Annotated in this window: 15 protein-coding genes and 1 pseudogene; 5 read left to right on the forward strand and 11 right to left on the reverse strand. The window is 38.1% G+C overall.

Annotation, left to right across the window (positions count from 1 at the left end; translation table 11 throughout):
* Window positions 1-253: 253 nt before the first annotated feature.
* From ACFINU_RS02800 to ACFINU_RS02810, 3 genes are all read left to right on the forward strand, one after another.
* A complete protein-coding gene (locus ACFINU_RS02800; RefSeq protein ID WP_375617847.1) occupies window positions 254-1,834 on the forward strand; it encodes a hypothetical protein in 1,581 nt (526 codons plus the stop codon).
* 21 nt (window positions 1,835-1,855) lie between these two features.
* Entirely contained in the window at window positions 1,856-2,197 is a 342-nt protein-coding gene (fdxA, locus tag ACFINU_RS02805; RefSeq protein ID WP_375617846.1) for a ferredoxin FdxA, read from the forward strand.
* 303 nt (window positions 2,198-2,500) lie between these two features.
* Window positions 2,501-3,085 (forward strand): CarD family transcriptional regulator, encoded by a 585-nt coding sequence (locus tag ACFINU_RS02810; protein WP_273790499.1) that lies wholly within the window; start codon window positions 2,501-2,503, stop codon window positions 3,083-3,085.
* 898 nt (window positions 3,086-3,983) lie between these two features.
* Here ACFINU_RS02810 and ACFINU_RS02815 read toward each other — a convergent pair.
* The 3 genes and pseudogenes from ACFINU_RS02815 to rpmF all read right to left on the reverse strand — a co-directional run.
* A pseudogene (locus ACFINU_RS02815) lies at window positions 3,984-4,778 on the reverse strand (tyrosine-type recombinase/integrase); the annotation flags it as partial.
* 1,240 nt (window positions 4,779-6,018) lie between these two features.
* Window positions 6,019-6,213, reverse strand: a complete 195-nt coding sequence (locus ACFINU_RS02820) for a hypothetical protein (RefSeq protein WP_375617845.1) — start codon at window positions 6,211-6,213, stop codon at window positions 6,019-6,021.
* Window positions 6,214-6,344: 131 nt separating this feature from the next.
* Window positions 6,345-6,524, reverse strand: a complete 180-nt coding sequence (rpmF, locus tag ACFINU_RS02825; RefSeq protein ID WP_005774555.1) for a 50S ribosomal protein L32 — start codon at window positions 6,522-6,524, stop codon at window positions 6,345-6,347.
* Between the two features lie 420 nt (window positions 6,525-6,944).
* Between rpmF and ACFINU_RS02830 the strand changes: the two genes are divergently transcribed.
* Window positions 6,945-7,847, forward strand: coding sequence for a polyprenyl synthetase family protein (locus ACFINU_RS02830; RefSeq protein ID WP_375617844.1), 903 nt, complete (start codon window positions 6,945-6,947; stop codon window positions 7,845-7,847).
* 1,238 nt (window positions 7,848-9,085) lie between these two features.
* Here the strand turns inward: ACFINU_RS02830 and ACFINU_RS02835 are convergent.
* The 3 genes from ACFINU_RS02835 to ispG form a co-directional block, all read right to left on the reverse strand.
* Window positions 9,086-9,685, reverse strand: coding sequence for a hypothetical protein (locus ACFINU_RS02835; RefSeq protein ID WP_375617843.1), 600 nt, complete (start codon window positions 9,683-9,685; stop codon window positions 9,086-9,088).
* A gap of 798 nt (window positions 9,686-10,483) precedes the next feature.
* Window positions 10,484-11,635 carry an MFS transporter gene (locus ACFINU_RS02840; protein ID WP_375617842.1) on the reverse strand — a complete coding sequence of 384 codons (1,152 nt, stop codon included), beginning with the start codon at window positions 11,633-11,635 and terminating at the stop codon, window positions 10,484-10,486.
* Window positions 11,636-12,121: 486 nt separating this feature from the next.
* Window positions 12,122-13,363 (reverse strand): flavodoxin-dependent (E)-4-hydroxy-3-methylbut-2-enyl-diphosphate synthase, encoded by a 1,242-nt coding sequence (gene ispG / locus ACFINU_RS02845; protein ID WP_375617841.1) that lies wholly within the window; start codon window positions 13,361-13,363, stop codon window positions 12,122-12,124.
* Window positions 13,364-14,215: 852 nt separating this feature from the next.
* On the opposite strand from ispG, the gene ACFINU_RS02850 reads away from it, so the two are divergent.
* Complete coding sequence (locus tag ACFINU_RS02850; RefSeq protein ID WP_375611728.1) at window positions 14,216-14,500, forward strand: hypothetical protein; 285 nt, start codon at window positions 14,216-14,218, stop codon at window positions 14,498-14,500.
* Window positions 14,501-14,971: 471 nt separating this feature from the next.
* Here the strand turns inward: ACFINU_RS02850 and ACFINU_RS02855 are convergent, their stop codons facing one another.
* The 5 genes from ACFINU_RS02855 to ACFINU_RS02875 form a co-directional block, all read right to left on the reverse strand.
* Entirely contained in the window at window positions 14,972-15,979 is a 1,008-nt protein-coding gene (locus tag ACFINU_RS02855; RefSeq protein WP_375617840.1) for an HlyD family secretion protein, read from the reverse strand.
* A 29-nt stretch (window positions 15,980-16,008) separates the two neighbouring features.
* Window positions 16,009-17,637 (reverse strand): MFS transporter, encoded by a 1,629-nt coding sequence (locus tag ACFINU_RS02860; RefSeq protein ID WP_375617839.1) that lies wholly within the window; start codon window positions 17,635-17,637, stop codon window positions 16,009-16,011.
* Between the two features lie 23 nt (window positions 17,638-17,660).
* Window positions 17,661-18,077 carry an ATP synthase F1 subunit epsilon gene (gene atpC / locus ACFINU_RS02865; protein ID WP_375617838.1) on the reverse strand — a complete coding sequence of 139 codons (417 nt, stop codon included), beginning with the start codon at window positions 18,075-18,077 and terminating at the stop codon, window positions 17,661-17,663.
* A 109-nt stretch (window positions 18,078-18,186) separates the two neighbouring features.
* On the reverse strand, window positions 18,187-19,812 hold the full coding sequence (atpD, locus tag ACFINU_RS02870; RefSeq protein WP_375617837.1) for a F0F1 ATP synthase subunit beta: 1,626 nt from the start codon (window positions 19,810-19,812) through the stop codon (window positions 18,187-18,189).
* Window positions 19,813-19,831: 19 nt separating this feature from the next.
* A complete protein-coding gene (locus ACFINU_RS02875) occupies window positions 19,832-20,743 on the reverse strand; it encodes a F0F1 ATP synthase subunit gamma (protein WP_375617836.1) in 912 nt (303 codons plus the stop codon).
* Window positions 20,744-20,759: the final 16 nt, after the last annotated feature.

Consider the following 20,759-nt stretch of genomic DNA (forward strand, 5'->3'; position numbering starts at 1 on the left):
TTAAATCGAAGAATTTATTTATGCTTTTAGCTTTACAATACAACTAATAAGTGTAATTTGCAAATATAAAGCATCCAAACTGAATGAAAACTGAATGAAAAAAGAATCATTCAAGTTTTAAAGGCGCAAAGAAACAGCAAAAAATGACAAGAGTGATTGAAGCAAACGCAACAAACGTGTTAAAGAAAGAGCACCATTATGAAATTGTCGCAAAAAGCTTTTGACCAGTGTCACACTGAGAAAGAAAATGATCATGGATAGCAAGATTGTTCAACAGAATGAGATTCTTCAAGATGATATTCTCATTGAAAAACACGGAAGGGGTAAATTTGAAGGTTTTCGTTTTTATGCCAACAAAAACAGTACCGATCAAATAGCTGAGAAGCAAATTTCAACAGAGAATGAGAATTTGTTTCTTGCTTTTTCCAAACGCGCGACACGTTTTTGTGCTTCTGCAAATGGAGATTTTACCCTCAGTTCTGACGGAATTGTGCGCTGGATTGGTCAACCCGTAGGACAACTTGTAGCAACAGAAGATTTTTTCAAACCAAAACTGATTGTTTTAGCAGATGAACAACTCACGGGAGAATCCCGCAATAACGTTGTGAAACGATTAGAACGCTTTGTCACCTTTCATTTTGAAACGACTTTAAAACCCCTGTTTGATTTGCGCAATGCTGATAATTTAACAGATTCAACAAACAGTCTTGTTTTACAACTTTTTAACTCTTTAGGGATTTTACCACGCCGCGAAGTCTTAGACATTGTCAAAAACCTTGCGCAAGAATCACGTGCCGTTCTTCGGCGTCTAGGCGTGCGTTTTGGCGCTTTTCATATCTATGTTGCCGGAATGCTTAAACCTGCTCCAGTTCAAGCCATTACTCTCCTGTGGAATCTTCAAAATGCGGGACAAGATCAAACTGGTTTGGGTGAAATTTTTTCAGCATTATCTGCTGGTCGAACCTCTTTGATGGTTGACTCTACCTATAACCGCCAATTTTATCAATTAGCCGGCTACCGAATCTTAGGACAACGTGCTGTACGGATTGATATTTTAGAACGTCTTGCCAATCTCATCCGTCCCGCACTTCATTGGAAACAAGGAAGTGATCCCAAACCAGATGGCGCCTATGATGGAAAAAGTTTTTTTGTTACACCAGCCATGATGTCCATTCTTGGGGCCAATGGAAATGATATGGAAGAAATCCTCAAAGGACTTGGTTATCAATCGTACAGCATAAGCAATACTGTTTTTGAACAAAATCTCCTTGCACACCAAGCCTCTTCCCCTGTCAATGAGACAATGCAAGATGTTCCCGCAGCAGAATGCGTTGGAAGTCAATGGAAAACAATAAGCGATTTAGAAACAACACGAGAGGAAAAAAATATCTCATACCCAAACATTTCATCCTCTGGTATTGAAAAACATCTCCATAAAACCAATCGTTTACCAGAAGCTGAACCTATTGGGAATTTTGCCAAATCCCCTCGCTCTACAGAAGAAGATAAAGTTATTTTATTATGGCATTATAAGCATCAATTTCCCCACCATGCACAAAAAAAACGTGATAAATTAGGAAATAAATGGCAAAATAAATCGAAGAACGCTGTAAAAAAAGCGGAATACAAAAATGAAAATTCCCCTCAAGAAGCACCATCACAAGCAAAACGCTCTCATAAGTTCCACAAATCCCAAGGAAAACATGCAAATCATAAGCCCTTTCAAAAAGAAAAGCGCCTTAATCCTGATTCACCTTTTGCGAAACTAGCTGTACTACGCGATCAACTCACCAATCATAAAAACACGCACACACTTTCCTCTAAAGAGAATTAAAGTAACAAATGGAGTTCGATCTTGACCCACGTAGTAACCGACAACTGCATTCACTGCAAATATACGGATTGCGTTGAAGTCTGCCCAGTTGATTGTTTTTATGAAGGGGAAAATATGCTTGTTATTCACCCCGATGAATGCATCGATTGTGGTGTTTGCGTGCCAGAATGCCCAGCAGAAGCGATTTTACCTGATACAGAACCAGGGTTAGAAAAGTGGTTAGAACTCAATCTTCATTATGCAAACAAATGGCCTAATCTAACCACCCGAAAAGATCCTCTTCCTCAAGCAAAAGAAATGGATGGCGTTCCAAATAAATTAGAAAAGTATTTTTCAGAAAATCCAGGAAGTGGCGAAGAGTAATGATAAAGTGTACACTCTCCTCCTTCAATGATTGAAAGACTTCTCTTGTAAAAATAAAAAATCCTTAAGCGAAATGATTGATTCTTTTAAATTTTGATGTTAATGTTATTTTAACATGATCATCTTTCTAAGTATTTTTCTTTGCTTGTTATAGTAAAGCGGTGTATTTTTTTTTGATTTAAAAGTACTTGGCTTTTATGCTCACTTAATTGGTACAATATACTTGGTTAAAGAAAACTCAACCCTCAGGTTTATAACCTGTTTTCCGATACATTTGTTGATCATAAGGGAGTAAACTAAAATATGGCATCCCAACATGGAACGTCTTCCAAGACCAAAGAATTTGCAACCTCTGAATATATCGTCTACCCTACGCATGGAGTAGGACAAATTATAGCGATTGAAGATCAAGAAGTTGCAGGACATAAATTAAAACTTTTTGTCATTCATTTCGCGAAAGATAAGATGGATGTCAAAGTCCCCATTGCAAAAGCCCTTTCCGTTGGAATGCGTAAATTATCTGCTAGTGATTCTGTCGAACGTGCCTTAAAAGTTTTACGCGGAAAAGCACGCGTTAAACGAACCATGTGGTCACGTCGTGCACAAGAATATGATGCTAAAATCAACTCAGGAGATCTTATTTGTATCGCCGAAGTGGTCCGTGATCTTTTCCGCTCTAATCTACAGCCCGAACAATCTTACTCTGAGCGCCAACTTTATACAGCTGCTCTTGAAAGAATGGCCCGCGAAATTGCGGTTATTAATAGTCTTTCTGAAACAGAAGCTATCAATCTCATAGAGATGCATCTCTCCAACAAGCCGGAACGCGAGTTTAAAACTGAGAGAGAAGAAACAGATGAAAACAGTAAAGCTGTCTACGCTGCATAATACACTCTTTCATCATAATGATGATATTTCGATAAAACCAGCGAAAAGCTGGTTTTATTTTTTAACATCCTCTCTACCCTTAAGGACAAAGTTTCTTAACCAGCGCCAATCTATAAACAATCTAACTTTTCGACAAATTCCTCCTCCTTATTTTCTTTCTTCATAGATAACAAACCGATTAATCATCATAATCTAGCATTATTCATATTAAATTAGAATCTTGAATATGGTAAGATTTCTCATTTCAAATTTCTCTCATGTTGAATTAATCAAATCACTTGCTTGTCAATCACAAGCGGAGCTGATCTGTGGGTAAAAACTGTACAAAAAGAGCGAGACACTGTCTCAAGCACCAAAGGATATACCAACATTGGAATCTGGCAAGATGTGTAAGGGCGGGGCTTGCTTTTTTATTTAAGCGTAAAGATCATAGTGCCGTTTATACACTACACCGAAACTTTACCATTTATCCCCTTCTACAAAACCATTGTAACATTCAAAAACACCGTCATAAAATGGATGCCACAAATATTGAAAAATATTGCTTAAAAAAAATGCGTGACGGTACAACATAAGATATTTTGTCTTGGGCGCTCTATTTTGCATGAGAAGCATTCCCCATTAAAGAACGCGATAAAAAAAGCATGAACTAAAACCATCATCTCCATTCTGTAAAAGGCATTCCAAATACTTTTGAAAGCTGTAAAACTAACTTAAAAAATCACAATAAAAATGAACGTTGGCATTGCCCTTCCAATTTCATATTTTTCCCAAATGAGGTTTCTTATTTCAGAGGAGATATACACAATATTCTTACTCCAATCGAACACAAAAAATCTAGAATGATTCATAGAACTCTTAAAAGTCTTAATCTCTGTTTCAAACAGACTGCTAAAGATTGGATATTCTCAGCAGGAATTGTCCATATAGCATCTTCAATTTGATCTTCATGAATATGACGCAAAGGATTGCTACGAACGCCTGTCAGGATAAGCAAACGCAAAGCCAGTTGTGTTATGTTTTGTGTTTTACAGAGTAACTGATAAAAGGCAGGAACATCTTTCCAATCCATGGCTGGTCTATTAGTGGTTTTATGACGTTGCTTACCTTAAGAGTGCGCGTGCTTTTTCCGTTGCTTGTAAATCAACATCTAACCCTAATGCAGCTGCATGTTTGAGACAAAGATTAAGACGCTTCAGTGCTTTATCTGCTGTTGCAGCTTTTGCATGCCAAATAGAGGCAAGGGTATTGCGTATCTCAATTTGCGTAATCTCTGAAACAGGCAGACAGCCTAATTTAGGGAGAATATAAAGGCGTAAGGGTGGAAAACCAATCACAAGCTTTACCATCTCTTTTTAATTCAGCTTTACGACTTTCAAATGCATCTAAAGCAATGTTTTTTAAATAATGGAGATTGCGCATTGCCTCACGCTTTTGTTTCTCACGTTCTTTAATGGGATCACGCCCCTCACGTAAAACAGCACCCCACCCAGTTGCCAATTCACGGGCTTGTTTTAAAGAAACATCTCTCAAGGCACCCAAGCCCATTTCGCGGCGCCGACTATGAAAGGTATAACGGTAAATCCATTAAGCACCCCCATCTCTTACGTTTGTGAAGAAGCAAGCCGGCACCATCATTATATTTTCCAGCTCGTGGGTGTTACGACAGCCCTTGGCTCTTAAGACGATTCATAAGAACCATTTCTAGTCCTTTCTTATACAAATTTTATCCACACACTCATCCCACTTGTGACGTGCAAACGAGTGGTTTTGGTTGATTCTAGATAGAGAGATTTGAAATAAGTGAATCTTACGTTATTCGGGGTTCTAATTCAATATGAAAAACAATGAATTATATATATAAATCAATATGTTGTCTAGTGATGAACAGATAACAAAAAAAATCATAAACTTAGGTAAGCAACACTATAAATCATTCATAAACCAGCTATGAACTGGAAAATCGTACCGGCTTTGATAAAATACTTTGCTCACCCCCACACATAACATATCTGGTTTTAAGTTTACTTATTTTTACAAGCTGTTCGCAACAAATCACTTATATTCACAAAAATAAGAAAAATATATGGACAATTCTTAGTTCAAAAACATGAAAATACAGCGTGATATTCATAGAAAAGTCTCATGTACCTTTATCATAAAAAGCACTAAAGGTTATTGAATGTGTACACCTTCTGTCTTGTAACGGTTTTCTCTTTTCTGCTCATAAGAAAGCACGCTGGCATCAGCATACACTTAACCCCAATGTTACAACAATTCTTACATTTGAAAATATTCATTATAAACATTTTTTCCTTTTTTATAGAGTTTTTACCCACATGCCGGCCCCACTTGTGACCGAAAAGCAAGTGATTGTCATTGATTCAACATGGGGAAAAATTTGAAATGAGAAAATCCTACGATAGACCTTCCATTCAAGGCGCAAAACAACAAATGATCTTTATAAATCAATGTGATGTCGATCTCTATTTTTTTAAGGAGAATCACATGTCACAATATAAGCCTATAGACAAACCATTGCCTTAAATATTCTCATAAAAAACACCGGTATGCTTAAATCCTTACATAGATCAACCGCCTTAAAGACGATATTTAACGGTCTAATAGGATTCTCTCTATAGTCAATAAAGATTAAGTGCGATACAAAATGATTCTATTACTGAGCTAACTTATATCAATACCCAAGCTCTTAACGAAGTCATCATAAAAGACACTGATACAAGTAGCCCTTTATAGCCTCTCAAGAAAACAAGAAAATCATCTCCCACAATAGAATCATTTCTCTACAGCAAAACTTTATCCCACACATGTTCTCAAGAAAAAGTGAAAAACGCATCTTACCCAATGCATTCACTAATGAAACAAAAGAAGTTCACCACTGGAAAAGAAAGAAAACGCTAAAGTTTTAACCACTAAAACAGAACGCCCACGATACATTCCCTGTTCCACATCGATAGAAGACGATGCAAGGGAACCTCAACATTGATCTTAAAGCGAAAATGCACGCCCCAAGCGTGCATTGATCGAAGAAATAAAAGAAGTTCACCACTGGAAAAGAAAGAAAACGCTAAAGTTTTAACCACTAAAACGGAACGCCCACGATACATTCCCTTTTCCATATCAATAGAGGGCGACGCAAGGGAACCCCAACATTGATCTTAAAGCGAAAATGCACGCCCCAAGCGTGCATTGATCGACGAAATAAAAGAAGTTCACCACTGGAAAAGAAAGAAAACGCTCAGTCTTTAACCACTAAAACGGAACGCCCACGATACATTCCCGTTTTCAAATCAATGTGATGAGGACGACGTAATTCACCAGAATTTTTATCTTCGATATAAGTCGGCGCCTTCAGAGCATCAGCCGAACGGCGCATGCCCCTCTTCGCTGGAGAGGTTTTTCGTTTAGGTACAGCCATAAAAAGACACTCCAAATCCATTAAAACAGAAAAAGCAATGTCAAAAATGACAATGCTTCATTTAAAAACACCATAAAATTTGAAGATATTATACACTGATAAAAAAGAAGAGGCAATGTCAAAATGATCCTCCTCTTACCAAAAATGACCTTCTTGTTATCAAAAATGGTGTCACAATAATCAAATGAATATCAAAAACACTGCAAAATTTGAGAATTTTATACACCAATGAAAGCTTTTTTATAAGACCTTCATTTTTTATTTTGTTTAAAAAGGGATTTGCGCATACAGTAGAGATACGGATAAAAAGAGAAGTTGATTTTTAATAAAAAACGACGCCAATTTATGAAAATAAGAAAAAGCGACACTCTTTCTCTTTAAACTTCATAATTTCATTTTTGTAAAACAAAGGAAGCAAGAATGCACGAATTTACCACCCTTCTTGCAAAACATAGAGACACCGTTGAAAAACGACTTGATACCCTGTTAAGTAATCAAATCCAAAATGGTGAAATTTCACGCCCTAAAAACTTAATCAAAGCCATGCGCTATGGTGTGCTGAACGGTGGAAAACGCTTGCGTCCTTTTCTTGTAATTCAAAGTGCTGCACTTTTTGATGTCCCTGTAGAATATTCTCTTGATGTTGCATGTGCCTTAGAATGTATCCATTGTTATTCGCTCATTCATGATGATCTTCCCGCTATGGATAACGATATACTCCGGCGTGGAAAACCCACTGTCCATGTAGCATTTGATGAAGCAACAGCAATTCTAGCAGGCAATGCCCTCTTAACATTTGCCTTTGAAATCATTGCCCATAAAGCTAGTAATCTATCTACAGATATTAGAATCAAGCTGATCACGTCTCTTGCACAATCGGCAGGACTTGGCGGTATGTTAGGTGGACAAATGCTGGACCTTGAAGCTGAAAAAAGACCGCAAGAAAGTACTGACATCATCACTCTACAACACATGAAAACAGCAGCCCTGATAAGCTTTGCTTGCCAAGCAGGTGCCATCATTGGCAATGCATCTAAAGAATTAACTGAAAAACTTACTGATTTTGGTACCTATCTTGGTTTAGCCTTTCAATTAACCGATGACCTTCTTGATGTCACCGCCAACACGCAAACCCTAGGAAAAACGGCTGGGAAAGATGAAACGGCACAAAAAGCCACTTTTGTTCACCTTTACGGCATTAAAGAAACCCAAAAAAAGCGAGATATACTCATCAGTAAAGCAGAAGCATTCTTACATCCTTTTGGCGCTAAAGCACTCCCCCTCCAACAAGCAGCACACTTTAGTGCAATACGCCAAAATTAAACTTCATCCACCCTATTGTACATAGTGTACACCGTCATATTTATTGAATGCATAATAGACTTTTCCAAGAAACGTTACTATTAATCTCCATTATAGTCCTTATCATGAAATGGGTACGACAAATCTTGAGAGGAATTTCATTAAAACAAGCCGCGTGAATTTATAACACAAATGCATTCTAGGTATCCTATTTTGCATGAAAAATGCCTTCCATTAAAAACTGAAAGAAACAAAATGTAAAAATGCGTAATCACCATGTTTTAAAAGATATTACAGTGGATGCTTTAAAGCCGATTCCACACATGCGATTCACTTAAACTAAAGACGCGATAAGCAAGACTTAAGAATATTCACCATGTACTTCTTAAAATACTTAATGTATCAAACAGGATACCTTCACCACCCCTCAAATGACAGTATGTTACGGCATAACAGGATAAATAAAGCCATTAATTTCAATAGAGCGAAAGACCAAAGCAGTATTATTACTGATCTCTCTTTTCTTAAGCTGGAAAGATATAACACATTGATTTATAATGATAATTATCGGTTATTCAACTTGAATAAGAACCCTGAATACCGTAAGATTCTTTCATTTCAAATCTGTGTATATTGAATCAATAAAAATCACTTGCTTGCACCTCAAAAACAGAGAGAGCCGCGTAGGGCAAAACATCAAAGAAAAGACTAAAAAAATGCCTCTTATGAACCGTCTTAAAAGCCAAGGGCTGTCGCAACATTAGGGGCTAGCAAAGTGAATGATTGTGTCGGCATGCTCCTTCAAAAGCAGAAACATTTTTATTTACAAAAGTGTGTAATAACTTCAATTTAATAATAATCATGATCACTGTAGAACTTTAATTCATCACGCTCTTTATCTCGTTTATTCAATTCATCACACAAAAAGAGAATTGATAAGATTAAACAGAGAATGATCTTTGCAACAGAAAGATAAAAAAGTCCTTATTATTATTATATATAATAGCGCAATCTAATTTGTGATAAGTCGTTTTTTCAATCCAAGTGCAAATTTCCTCCTTTAAGTGCAATTTTCTTATTAAGATGAAAAGCATCATTGTAAGTGAACCTATGCCTGTTGCCAAAGCTGGAAAATATGTCCACCTTTTGAAGCCATAATAAAAAAACAAGCAACATGGCCAAGAAAATGCCGCAATTATCAAGAGTATTATAGCCATTTAATACCCTTCGAGAGAATTTTTCTCATTACCCATTCAATATCATTTGTAAATTCCTCTTGGTTTCATCATATCATATATCGTGTGGAGTTCTCTGCAAAAACGCGCTATTTGTTTAGTATTGTCATCATGACCAGCTCTCATACTAGACACAAGGTCAATAATTTGTGTTGTTGGGCTAATACCATTTCCACTTGAAGAATTAAGAAATTTTTTCGCATAATCAATCATGGGGTCGGTAGAATTCATAGACATATTATAAGCCCAGATAAAATCGCTTTCTCTCCAATTATAGTCATAACGCAAACTGCTTATGACATTGGGTAGCATTGCCCATGACATCTCCTCATTATAATCACTGCGTAATAAATTAACAAAGCGTCCACATAAAACAATAAGTATGTGTCGATGCCATATAATATCAAATTTGGGCGCTATATTTTGATAACCACGGCTATAGACGAAATTTCTTGCTTGTTCCTGCTTTTGAAAATGTTCAAAAGCCTCGTATTTTTCACTTATATATTCTTCGTAAAGTTTATTGTACTGCTCTAAACTATCTACACGCGTACATCCCAACAATACCAATACAGAAAAAAGAGTTATAAATGTTACAACACACGTTATGGATAACGATTTCATCGCTTTACCTTTATAATAACCATAATTTGTACGGCTTAACAGATTCCTATCAAATATATCAATATGTGCTGGTTTCTTGTGGCTTATTTGTAGCAAATTGTACTCAACAATATTTCTGTACTTGGTTTTATTCCCTCTCAAAGAGGGGGGATGTCATTCAAAGTTTCCATAGATAAGTTTATTATCTGGATCAGAAATTTTCTAACATCAGAAAATACAGAGCTAACACCACAATCAAAGAGAAAATACTCAAAAATGAGAATGTACAACGTAAAAAATTATCTCAACAAGATAATTGATATTTTAAAGAAAACAGCAATAAAACGCGTTAAATATATCAACAATAAAATCAGTCATGAGGAAAGCCTATTTGAACAGGCTATAAATTGTCCGACTGCTTAAATTAGCTCTAATGAGATAAAGTGTTACCAGTAAGGAACCAATGAAAATGAGAAAACTGCTCCATCACCATTCCTTAATAGTATATAATCCGGCACAATCATGTTCTTTATCAGCGTCCAATCTTGTCAGCAACCCTTTGTGTAATATTCATGAGCAGCATTTTTATTTCTTTTGTAATGATTGTTATGCCATTTTAATGATTATTATGCCAAGCCCACTTATAACGTACAAGCAGATGACTTTGATTGCTTCAACATACATAGATTTTAAATAAGAATAACTGACACTATTCAGCTTTCTCATTCAACATGCAAAAACAACGATGCGCCTTAATAAATCAAAGCTTTGCCCCACTATGAAACCCTATAAAACACGTATCGTAATAAGTTAATATTTTCACTGAACTTTTTTGAGAGTTCCTTCTAAAAAAAGTACTGCCAACAAGTAAATCAATAAATAAATAGCAAAAATATAAACGAGTGAGAAAAAGCCAAATATATTGACCATATACGCACTCATGTAAAAAAATACCAATAAGCTAAATCTCCCAACGGTTGACAAGAAAGATTCATATGTAGCCCTGAAATGATCACTAATACTATCATGCAAAACAACTTCTACACGAAGATATGTATACTTAATGAGATAAAAAATCATACAAACTAAAATGACAGCCATTTCTTTTCTTGGTTCAAAGAAAGCAACGGTAAAAATCAGTGAAGCTGAAAGAAACAACAGTAAAATAAAGTTCATTCTTTCACTTAGTTTTGTAAAGAGAAAACTAGCCAAAAGCTGAGAGAACAATATCAGCGAAAATGTCACACCAAGATCAAAATAAGTGACATTAATATGATGATCTTTAAATATCCACTGCCAATACTGCGAGAATATATTGAAAAAGATCAATGAAAAATAAAAGCATAAAGAAATATAAGGAACTTTAATAAAAATAGACAACATCTCCTTAGCTTCACAAATGAGAGAATTCGCTTTATTTGTTTTTTTCTCCCCCTTCAAGTCATCAAGAAAAAACAAACCAAAGAGTGCTGTCATCAACATTAAAAACGCCGCGATATACCATATATATTGGCTCGAATAATCAGCAAAATAAGCACCGATCAAACTGAATATAAACATGCCGATGTAATTATATTGAGAGCTCGCTCCCAGCACTTTTTTAGTCGATGTCACTTTTGCTTTTGCATATTGAACAAGTAAAGCATTATAAGCCCCCGCAATCAATGTCAGCGATAAGGCATTAAAAGATTCTGCCAAAAGAAAACCATAAAAGCTTGTAGAAAATCCCATGAGAAAGAGCCATGTAGCAGCAAAAGCCGCTGCCAAAACGATCGATATTTTATAACTTTTTCGATCAGCAAAATATCCCAGAGGAATATCTGTAACCATCATAATAAAAGCCTGAAACGACTTAATGATCCCAATATCAATAAGTGTTAAGCCTTTTTCAAGCATATAAAAGACAATAAAGGCGCCGGTTAAAATCCTTATACCGTTAAATAAAAAGCCAAACGCTAATATACTTGTCATGCACTCCCCCAATAACGCCAAAAAAGGCACCCGTATACATCATTTTATATCAATATAAAAGCTTACATTTTACGACAAATAGGGCTATAACCGCTATAAGGATCTTCAGTCCTATCAATTTTATAGCTGGAAAATACCGAAACAATGAATGAACAATGTTCTTTCTATAATTTGATATTTGAAGAATCCGTTAAATATTTTACTGTCTCAAGAGCAGCCAAAAAACCAGCAACAACATTTACGGATCTATTAAAGTATTCATATCGTTTTGCTTAATAGTCTTAACACACTCAAACTCATTAATATCTTTCATAAGCTTCTGATTCTAAAACAGGCATATCATCTGGTTTTACCTAAAATAATAAGTAACCAACAACAGTATTGACCATAGCTAAAGCAGCATACAACAGCACCCTCTTCACATTGAAGACAGCTTGTTTAAAAAAACGACACACCATTTTTACTTCAACCTTATGCGATTTTACCTCAACCTTGCCCAAAGCGTGTATGAATATAATCACTCAAAAGTGCTTCAAATTCTTCAGCAATGTGATCACCCCGCAAAGTTTTTACCTTTTGTCCCTCAATAAAAACAGGTGCCGCAGGACTTTCCCCCACTCCAGGCAAAGAGATTCCAATATCCGCATGCTTTGATTCCCCCGGTCCATTGACGATACATCCCATCACAGCAACCTTCAAACTTTCAACGCCAGGGTATTTTTCACGCCAAACAGGCATATTTTTGTATAAATCTGCTTCAATTTTTTGTGCCAATTGTTGAAAGACCGTTGAGGTTGTGCGCCCACAACCAGGACAAGCCGCAACCACAGGCAAAAATTGCCGAAACCCCATCACTTGCAAAAGTTCTTGCCCCACCTTTACTTCTCGTGTCCGATCACCACCAGGTTTTGGTGTTAAGGAAATTCGTATCGTATCGCCAATCCCTTGCTGTAATAAAATACCCAAAGCCACCGAAGAAGCAACAATGCCCTTTGTTCCCATCCCAGCTTCCGTTAATCCCAAATGAAGAGCATAATCACAACGCGCCGCCAAGGTGGTATAAACAGCAATAAGATCTTGGACATCACTCACTTTAGCAGAAAGAATAATTTTATCACGCCCCAACCCTAACTCTTCTGCTAAAGTAGCCGAAAGCAAAGCCGACTGCACAACAGTTTCCCGCATCACTTCAGCAACCGATAAAGGATTTTCTTGCTGTGCATTTTCATTCATAAGCCGTGTTAACAACGCATTATCAAGAGAGCCCCAATTCACGCCAATACGAATAGGTTTATGATACCGACAAGCAATCTCAATAATTTCTGCAAATTGACGATCTTTTTTTGCGCCAAAACCTACATTTCCAGGATTGATGCGATATTTTGCAAGCGCTTCAGCACACGCAGGATGCTCAGATAAAAGCTTATGACCAATATAATGAAAATCCCCAACCAATGGTACAAAAAATCCTAACCTCTCCAATCGCTCCCGTATTTTTGGTACAGCCGCCGCCGCTTCATCGCGATCAACAGTAATTCGAACCAATTGTGAGCCAGCTTGCCAAAGAGCAGCTACTTGAGAAACAGTTGCATCAACATCAGCGGTATCTGTATTGGTCATCGACTGTACAACTATCGGGCTCTGCCCCCCAATGATCACATCACCAACAGCAACACCAACAGATCGACGACGCTCAAGTGGTTTAGATAAAAAATAGGTCGTACTCATCAAGTCCTCAAATTTTTAAAACCTGCGCTATCAATCATTATTTACATTGATTTCCTCCGCGCTTCAAAGGACGAAAATTACACCGCCCACCAATCTTAACAGATTGCTCTCAAAAGGTTCTACCTACTAACACTGATGCAATACAACTCATAGGTGGATTCATTCTATAGACGTACCGGATAAGTTCTACTACTTCTGTTCAAGTTTATACTTCTACACTTGGTTGCTTCAAAAAGAAACTGAAACAAAACAGAGACAATACTGTATTTTTAAGTTGCATTCCGATACCTGACATTAATGTCATCACAAAACAGTGTTTTACAACACAACAAATAACACCCATCAAAGCGCCATTTTTAAAAATGCATGAAAGACATCGCCAAATTAATCCAACATATTGATTTATAATAATCTATTTTTTACAAATTTGAATGGAAAACCCAAATATCATAAGATTTCCTCATTTTAAATCTTCTTAATTGAATCAATCAATACCACTTCCCTACAGCCACAAGAGAATAGGTAGATAAAAACTCCTTATAAACTATTTCAAGTGCCAAAAGCTATCCCAACACTTTAAACAAACAAAAAAATGAAGACATCGCCCACCATTTTTATGAATGAATCTTACACCATTTTGTAAAAATTTTTACCTTACATCCTTAACAAACACCATCACGAAATGAACTCGAGTACATTAAGAAATGCCTCATTAAACCCAAACTCTTAACTCTCATCTCACCCACGCACGGCATTATCAATGCAACCTTTCAATTTTCAAGCCGTTATAGCAAAACCCCAAACACAATTCCAACTGTCACACAACAATTTAACACATGAAGGAGTCAATAAATGTGTCTATTTTCACCCCATAGAAAAAATGCTAAAATTAAAAAACGTATAGCACAATTAAAAAGAGAGCTGGTCCCCGTAAATCATTGGAGTTTTCAAAATGATAGCTTTGAAAACATTTCTGAGCTGTTTAATACATGGAAACAAAAAGGCCGTCACGCACTTTATCACCTCAACGAACATGCTACAGAATTAAAGAAAAAAGCGAAAGAAAATCCTAAAAAAACCCTCGCATTAGCAGCAGGAGTCGTTTTAGTAAGCTTCTTGCTGATCCGTAAAAATTAATAACACAACCAATAACCTTCCCTTTTAATGCCCGACTCAAAGCGGGCATTTTTTATGGTTTACAAAATATAAACTTTACGTCTTCCTCCTAACTTTATGCCCTCTCCCAACAGGATAAGTTTCCCACCTATCCGAGCAGTCTATAATCCAGTTTTTTATCTGGCATCCCCCACCCCCATCTTCCAAACATGCGGTGACACCACACCTCAAAGGACAGTGTTGTGCAAAACCACAGGCAAAGCTTCCAATACTCCATCCCCCTACTGAGTTAGTTCAAAAGAAATGGAAGTGAGTAAAGATGCATGCGCTTTAATATTCTAAGGAACATTATTTTACATCATGACATAAAAGTATAAGAAGCCTAAGAGCTTTAAAACATGTAGTATAGCAAACCAAACGAAATCTTCCAACGTAAACAACCACTTGCTATAAGTAAATGACGCAAAAATTAAACTGAAAAAACCCAAAATTTCATCCTCCAGAATCGACTCGCTGCGAAGTATCTACATAGGTAACCACGGACATGCCAGGAATGAGTTTTTCAATCCCTTCCTGCCCAGGATCTAAAGCAATCCGTACTGAAATACGTTGCGCAATTTTGATAAAATTACCAATTGTCGTATCCGTTTTTAACAATGAAAATTCTGAGCCTGTAGCAGGTGCAAAACGAACCACACGCCCTGTTAACTTTTTGTTGTTCAATGCATCAACAGAAAAAACAACCGGTTGTCCCACACGCATCTGAGAAAGTTGCGTTTCCTTATAATTAGCAATAATCCAAATATCATCAGAAATAACAGAGACCAATTGTGTCCCCGGCATAACATATTGCCCTACCCTAGCGCCAACCAATCCAACATAGCCTGTTCTAGGAGATAAAATCTTTGTATGATCGAGATTAAGTTTTGCCAACTCAACACTCACCTTCGCTCCCGAAACTTCTGACTGTAAACTTTGCCGTTCAAGATTTAATTGTTTTTGCAATTGTCGTTTTGTTTCTAGGGCTGCCAAGAGTTGTGAAAGAGGGCGAGAAACAGAAACTGCCGCATCACCAAAGCCTAACTTTTTACTATCAGAAACAACATTAGAGAATGCTCGTGAACGCGCTAATTCCGCTTCTGCAGCATTAACTTCTCCCTGTAAAATCTGAGCTTGCAATTCAATACTTGCCAGTTTTGCATTTTTTGAATCGAGAACAGCCTGTGCCCGTGCAAGCTGCTGACGAAAAAGAGAATCATCAAGCTCAAAGAGTAGCATTCCTTTTTCAACACGTTGATAATCTTGCACATAAATCCGTGCAATCACCCCAGAGATCTGTGAACTCACCAGAGTAACATTACCCTTAATGGAAGCATTATCCGTTATTTGAATGTTATTTACAAAAGGAGGAAGTCTCCAAGCCCACAAAATTAGCAAAACACCCGTAATGCCCGATAGGAATGCAACAATCGTAGCTTTTGACCGTAATGCTTTTATCATTTTTTGCACCCCTCTTCTATAACATCACTCTACTTTTCTAACGCACGCAAAGAGCATGACTTAACAACCATTGTAACAAGAAAAACAACGAATACAGCCATTGAAATATAAAAATAAAGCCGAAAAACGTCATCATAAGCAAAAATATTTGCTGTTAACTTAAATTTCTCTATCAACAGAGAAGTCGCCTGCTCACTTCCAAAGCCATGGGGAACAGAAGCACCATAAGAAGGCGAAAATAAAGTATTTATCTCACCAGAAATAAGCGGATCCGTCACAACAATATTTTGTGTTAAAGACTCAAAGTTCTTATGAGCAAAATAAAACTGTAGAGTGCCAAAAAAAGCCGATCCCATCAATCCCCCTGTCACTTGCGTTAGCAAAAAAACAGCAATAAAACTCAAAACATAACGCGGCCCTCGCTCACCAGCAATCACAAACCCTTTGAAAAGAGCAGGAGGCAAAAAAAGTGCATAACTAAAACTCACCAATCCTTGGCTCAACATCATATCTTGCGGACGCGTTAAATGATTGACACGACTATCTAAATAAGCGCCAAGTGCCAAACAACCCAAAGATAACAAATAAAAATAATCTTCACGCCCCGTCCGTAAAAAAAAGACACAAACAGCCCCCCCTAACAGAATCCCTAATGTCACCGCAAGATACATGGGCGCCATTTCACGATTGAGCAAACCAAAAAGATTAAAAAAACCGACGGGCAAATTGGATCGTTCCAACAAAAAAACATGAAAAATCAATAAAATAAAAACAGATTGTATCATTTCTTTACTGAAAATCCAACGGAGATCAATCAACGGTTTTTCTCTATTAAGCTCAATAATAATAGCAACAGCCAAAGAGAAAATAGCAAGTGCGAGCCCCCAACCAATCCATGGCGCTTCATACCACCAATACAATATACCAACAGACATGATCACAGCATTTAATCCAAGACCAAGAGCAATCAAACCATAGCTTATCCAATCTAATTTTTGAATAACCTTACTACGCACAACAGGAGTAAGAGGTAAAGTATAGATACAGACCAAGCTGATAAGAACCAACCCCATTTCCAGAGCGGAAAGGCTGGAAAAACCACCATTTTCCAGCAAATCAGGAGAAATCAAACGTGATAAAGGTGCTGCTAAAGCTGCATTCATATAATTCAAACTCAGAGCAACAGTAAACTTCTTTGCTGGAGCAAAAGCCTCCATCATATAAAGCAGCGCAAGCGAAGCCAAAGGTGCAGCAGCAATCCCAGCAAAAAAGCGAATAATTAGCGCAGAACGCAAATCCGTAACAAAGAGCTGCAACACACAAACCAAAACAAAGCCAAGGATTGACAGTTCAGCAAAAGCGCGCAGCCCAAATTGATAGCGGATTTTGATCAACATAATCGCTACACTCACATTTGGCGCCATATAAGCCGCTACCAGCCATGTCGTCTCGGCCAAAGTTGCATGAAAATCACCCGTAAGATGGACAATGTTAGACTGAACAATATTAGCCCCTAAACCATAAGCCCATTGCAAAATAAGAGAAGCAAAAATATAAACAAAGCACTTTGGCAAAGGTCCCGCAAAGACACGACCAGGATGAGGAAAAGGTTTTGCACTCCTTTTAGCAGACACAACCGTACTCTTTTTTCCGCTCATGTCATCTTTTCCTGTATACTCTGCTACGCTTCTATCAACACAGCACCATCAGCTGACAACTGCTGGAAAAAAGCCTCTATTTTATGATTGTCCTCATCACTTGTCCCTCCTTCTAACGTCGCTTGAATCTGCAAAATCTGCTGTTCTAATACATCAAAAGAAAGATTCTCTACAGCCACAACGTGCTCTACCAATAAAGAGCAACCTGAAAAGGTAATATTTGCAACGCCCCCGCATACAACAAATAATTTTTCACCCAAAGAGGTACGAACACGAACACTGCCCAACACAATACTTGCCACCAATGGCGCATGATGCGCCATAACTGTCAAATAACCTGAGGCTGAAGGAAGAACAACAGACACTACCTGCTCTGAAAACACAATTTTTTCAGGCGATACAAGCTCAAATAAAAAATGCTCTTCTCTATTGTCTTCCACGAAAGTCTCCACAATACCCGATATAAGGACTTTCCGTTTTCTCCAACGACTCGTCCTTTTTAACGAAAAATACCCATGACAGTTATTCTCTTGAATAAGAAGCTTCTTACTAAGAAGCCTCTGCCATGAGACGCTTTCCTTTTTCAAGTGCTTCATCAATCGAACCAACCATATAAAAAGCAGCTTCTGGCAAATCATCGTAATCGCCAGCACAAAGCCCCTTAAAGCCTTTGATTGTATCTTCCAAAGGAACGAGTTTCCCCGGCGAACCAGTAAAGGCTTCAGCAACATGGAAAGGTTGCGAAAGGAAACGTTCAATTTTACGCGCCCGCCCCACCAGCAATTTGTCATCTTCAGAAAGTTCATCCATTCCAAGAATAGCAATAATATCCTGAAGCGCTCTATAACGTTGTAAAATGGTTTGCACTTGACAAGCAACAGTGTAATGCTCTTCCCCCACAATCAATGGATCCAACATACGCGAGAAAGAGTCAAGCGGATCAACCGCTGGATAAATCCCCTTTTCCGCAATAGAGCGCGAAAGAACAGTTGTTGCATCCAAATGAGCAAAAGACGCTGCCGGCGCCGGATCCGTCAAGTCATCTGCCGGAACATAAATTGCCTGAACGGAAGTAATAGAACCTGTTTTTGTACTGGTAATACGTTCTTGCAACGCCCCCATATCCGTTGCCAAGGTAGGCTGATACCCAACAGCAGAAGGAATACGCCCTAAAAGAGCAGATACCTCAGCTCCTGCTTGCGTGAAACGGAAAATATTATCCACAAAGAAGAGAACATCTTGTCCTTCATCACGGAAACTTTCCGCAATTGTCAATCCTGAAAGAGCCACACGCGCACGCGCTCCTGGTGGTTCATTCATTTGCCCGTAAACAAGGGCACACTTTGACCCTTCCGTTGAACCATTATTCTCTTTTGGATTCACATTCACGCGGCTTTCGATCATTTCATAATAAAGATCATTTCCTTCACGTGTACGTTCTCCCACACCAGCAAATACAGAATAGCCACCATGTGCCTTTGCAATATTGTTTATAAGCTCCATAATGAGAACGGTTTTTCCAACACCAGCACCACCAAACAAGCCAATTTTACCCCCTTTAGAATAAGGGGCTAACAAATCGACGACTTTAATACCGGTTACGAGAATTTCCGAAACAGTCGATTGCTCAACATATTCAGGTGCCTCTTGGTGAATAGAACGTGTTTTGGTTGAAGCGATTGGTCCCACATTATCCACCGGTTCCCCAATCACATTCATAATACGTCCCAACGTTGCTTCTCCTACAGGAACGCTAATTTGTGTGCCTGTATCCACAACCTTTTGGCCCCGCATCAAACCATCAGTCGTATCCATAGCAATCGTACGCACGGTATTTTCACCCAAATGCTGCGCAACTTCTAATACCAAGCGATTGCCTAAATTCTCTGTTTCCAAAGCGTTGAGAATATTTGGCAATTCACCTTCAAATTGCACATCAACGACAGCACCAATAATCTGCTTGATTTCACCAACAGCGCCTTTTGCACGCTCTTCTTTTTTTGCGGATGTATCTTTTTTTACAGGTGTATCTTTAGCTGCATCACGCGCAGGTACAGAGGAAGCCTTTACATCCACTTGAGATTTCGAAGCGGCTTTTTTCACGCCGGAACGAGCAGCTGGTTTCTTTTTTTCACCTTTTTCTGTTCCTTTGCTTGAGGTTACTGCTTTTACCATCAATCCTTACCTTCTCCATTTAAAGCGCTTCAGCGCCCGCAATAATTTCGATCAATTCTGTCGTAATCTGTGCTTGACGTTGACGATTATAAGCCACCGTCAATTTACTAATCATTTCACCCGCATTGCGCGATGCATTATCCATAGCTGTCATCTTGGCGCCCATTTCACCAGCAACATTTTCTAGCAAAGCCCGAAAGATTTGCACCGAAAGATTACGTGGTACAAGGGCCTCTAAAAGAGACGCAGCATCAGGTTCATATTCATAAACAATCGATTGTGAACCTTTGTTATGATCGGTTTGCTCCACAACATCTATTGCCCCAACAGCTGCTTTTGGAGCAACCATTGGAATCAAATCCAAAGCTGTTGGACGCTGATTAATTACGGAAACAAATTCAGAATAAAACAGCGTACAAACATCAAAAGCACCTTCATTGAATAAATCAACAATCCGTTGACTAATCATCACTGCCTCTGCAAAACCAATTCGCTTTACAGCATGCAAATCGATATGATCAATTATCAAGCCTTTGTAATCACGCGATAAAATATCCGCGCCTTTTTTACCCACAGTGATAATTTTTACTATTTTATCAGCCGCCAACAATGCCTTAATCTGTTCACGTGCACGACGAGCAATTTGCACGTTAAAAGCACCACACAAACCGCGCTCAGCAGTACACACCACCAAAAGATGCACATCATCGCGCCCCGTACCACGCATAAGAGTAGGCGCATCAACACCATCTACATCGGCAGCAACACTGGTCAAAATATCAGCCATTCTCTTCGCATAAGGACGTGCAGACTGCGCTGCCTCTTGAGCACGATGCAACCTCGCCGCTGCAACCATTTGCATAGCTTTGGTAATCTTTTGTGTTGCTTTAACCGAAGCGATACGGTCTCTAAGATCTTTTAGTGAAGCCATTCAAGCATTCCATCAA

The organism is Bartonella sp. AC130YNZD (assembly GCF_042196865.1).
Lineage (GTDB): Bacteria > Pseudomonadota > Alphaproteobacteria > Rhizobiales > Rhizobiaceae > Bartonella.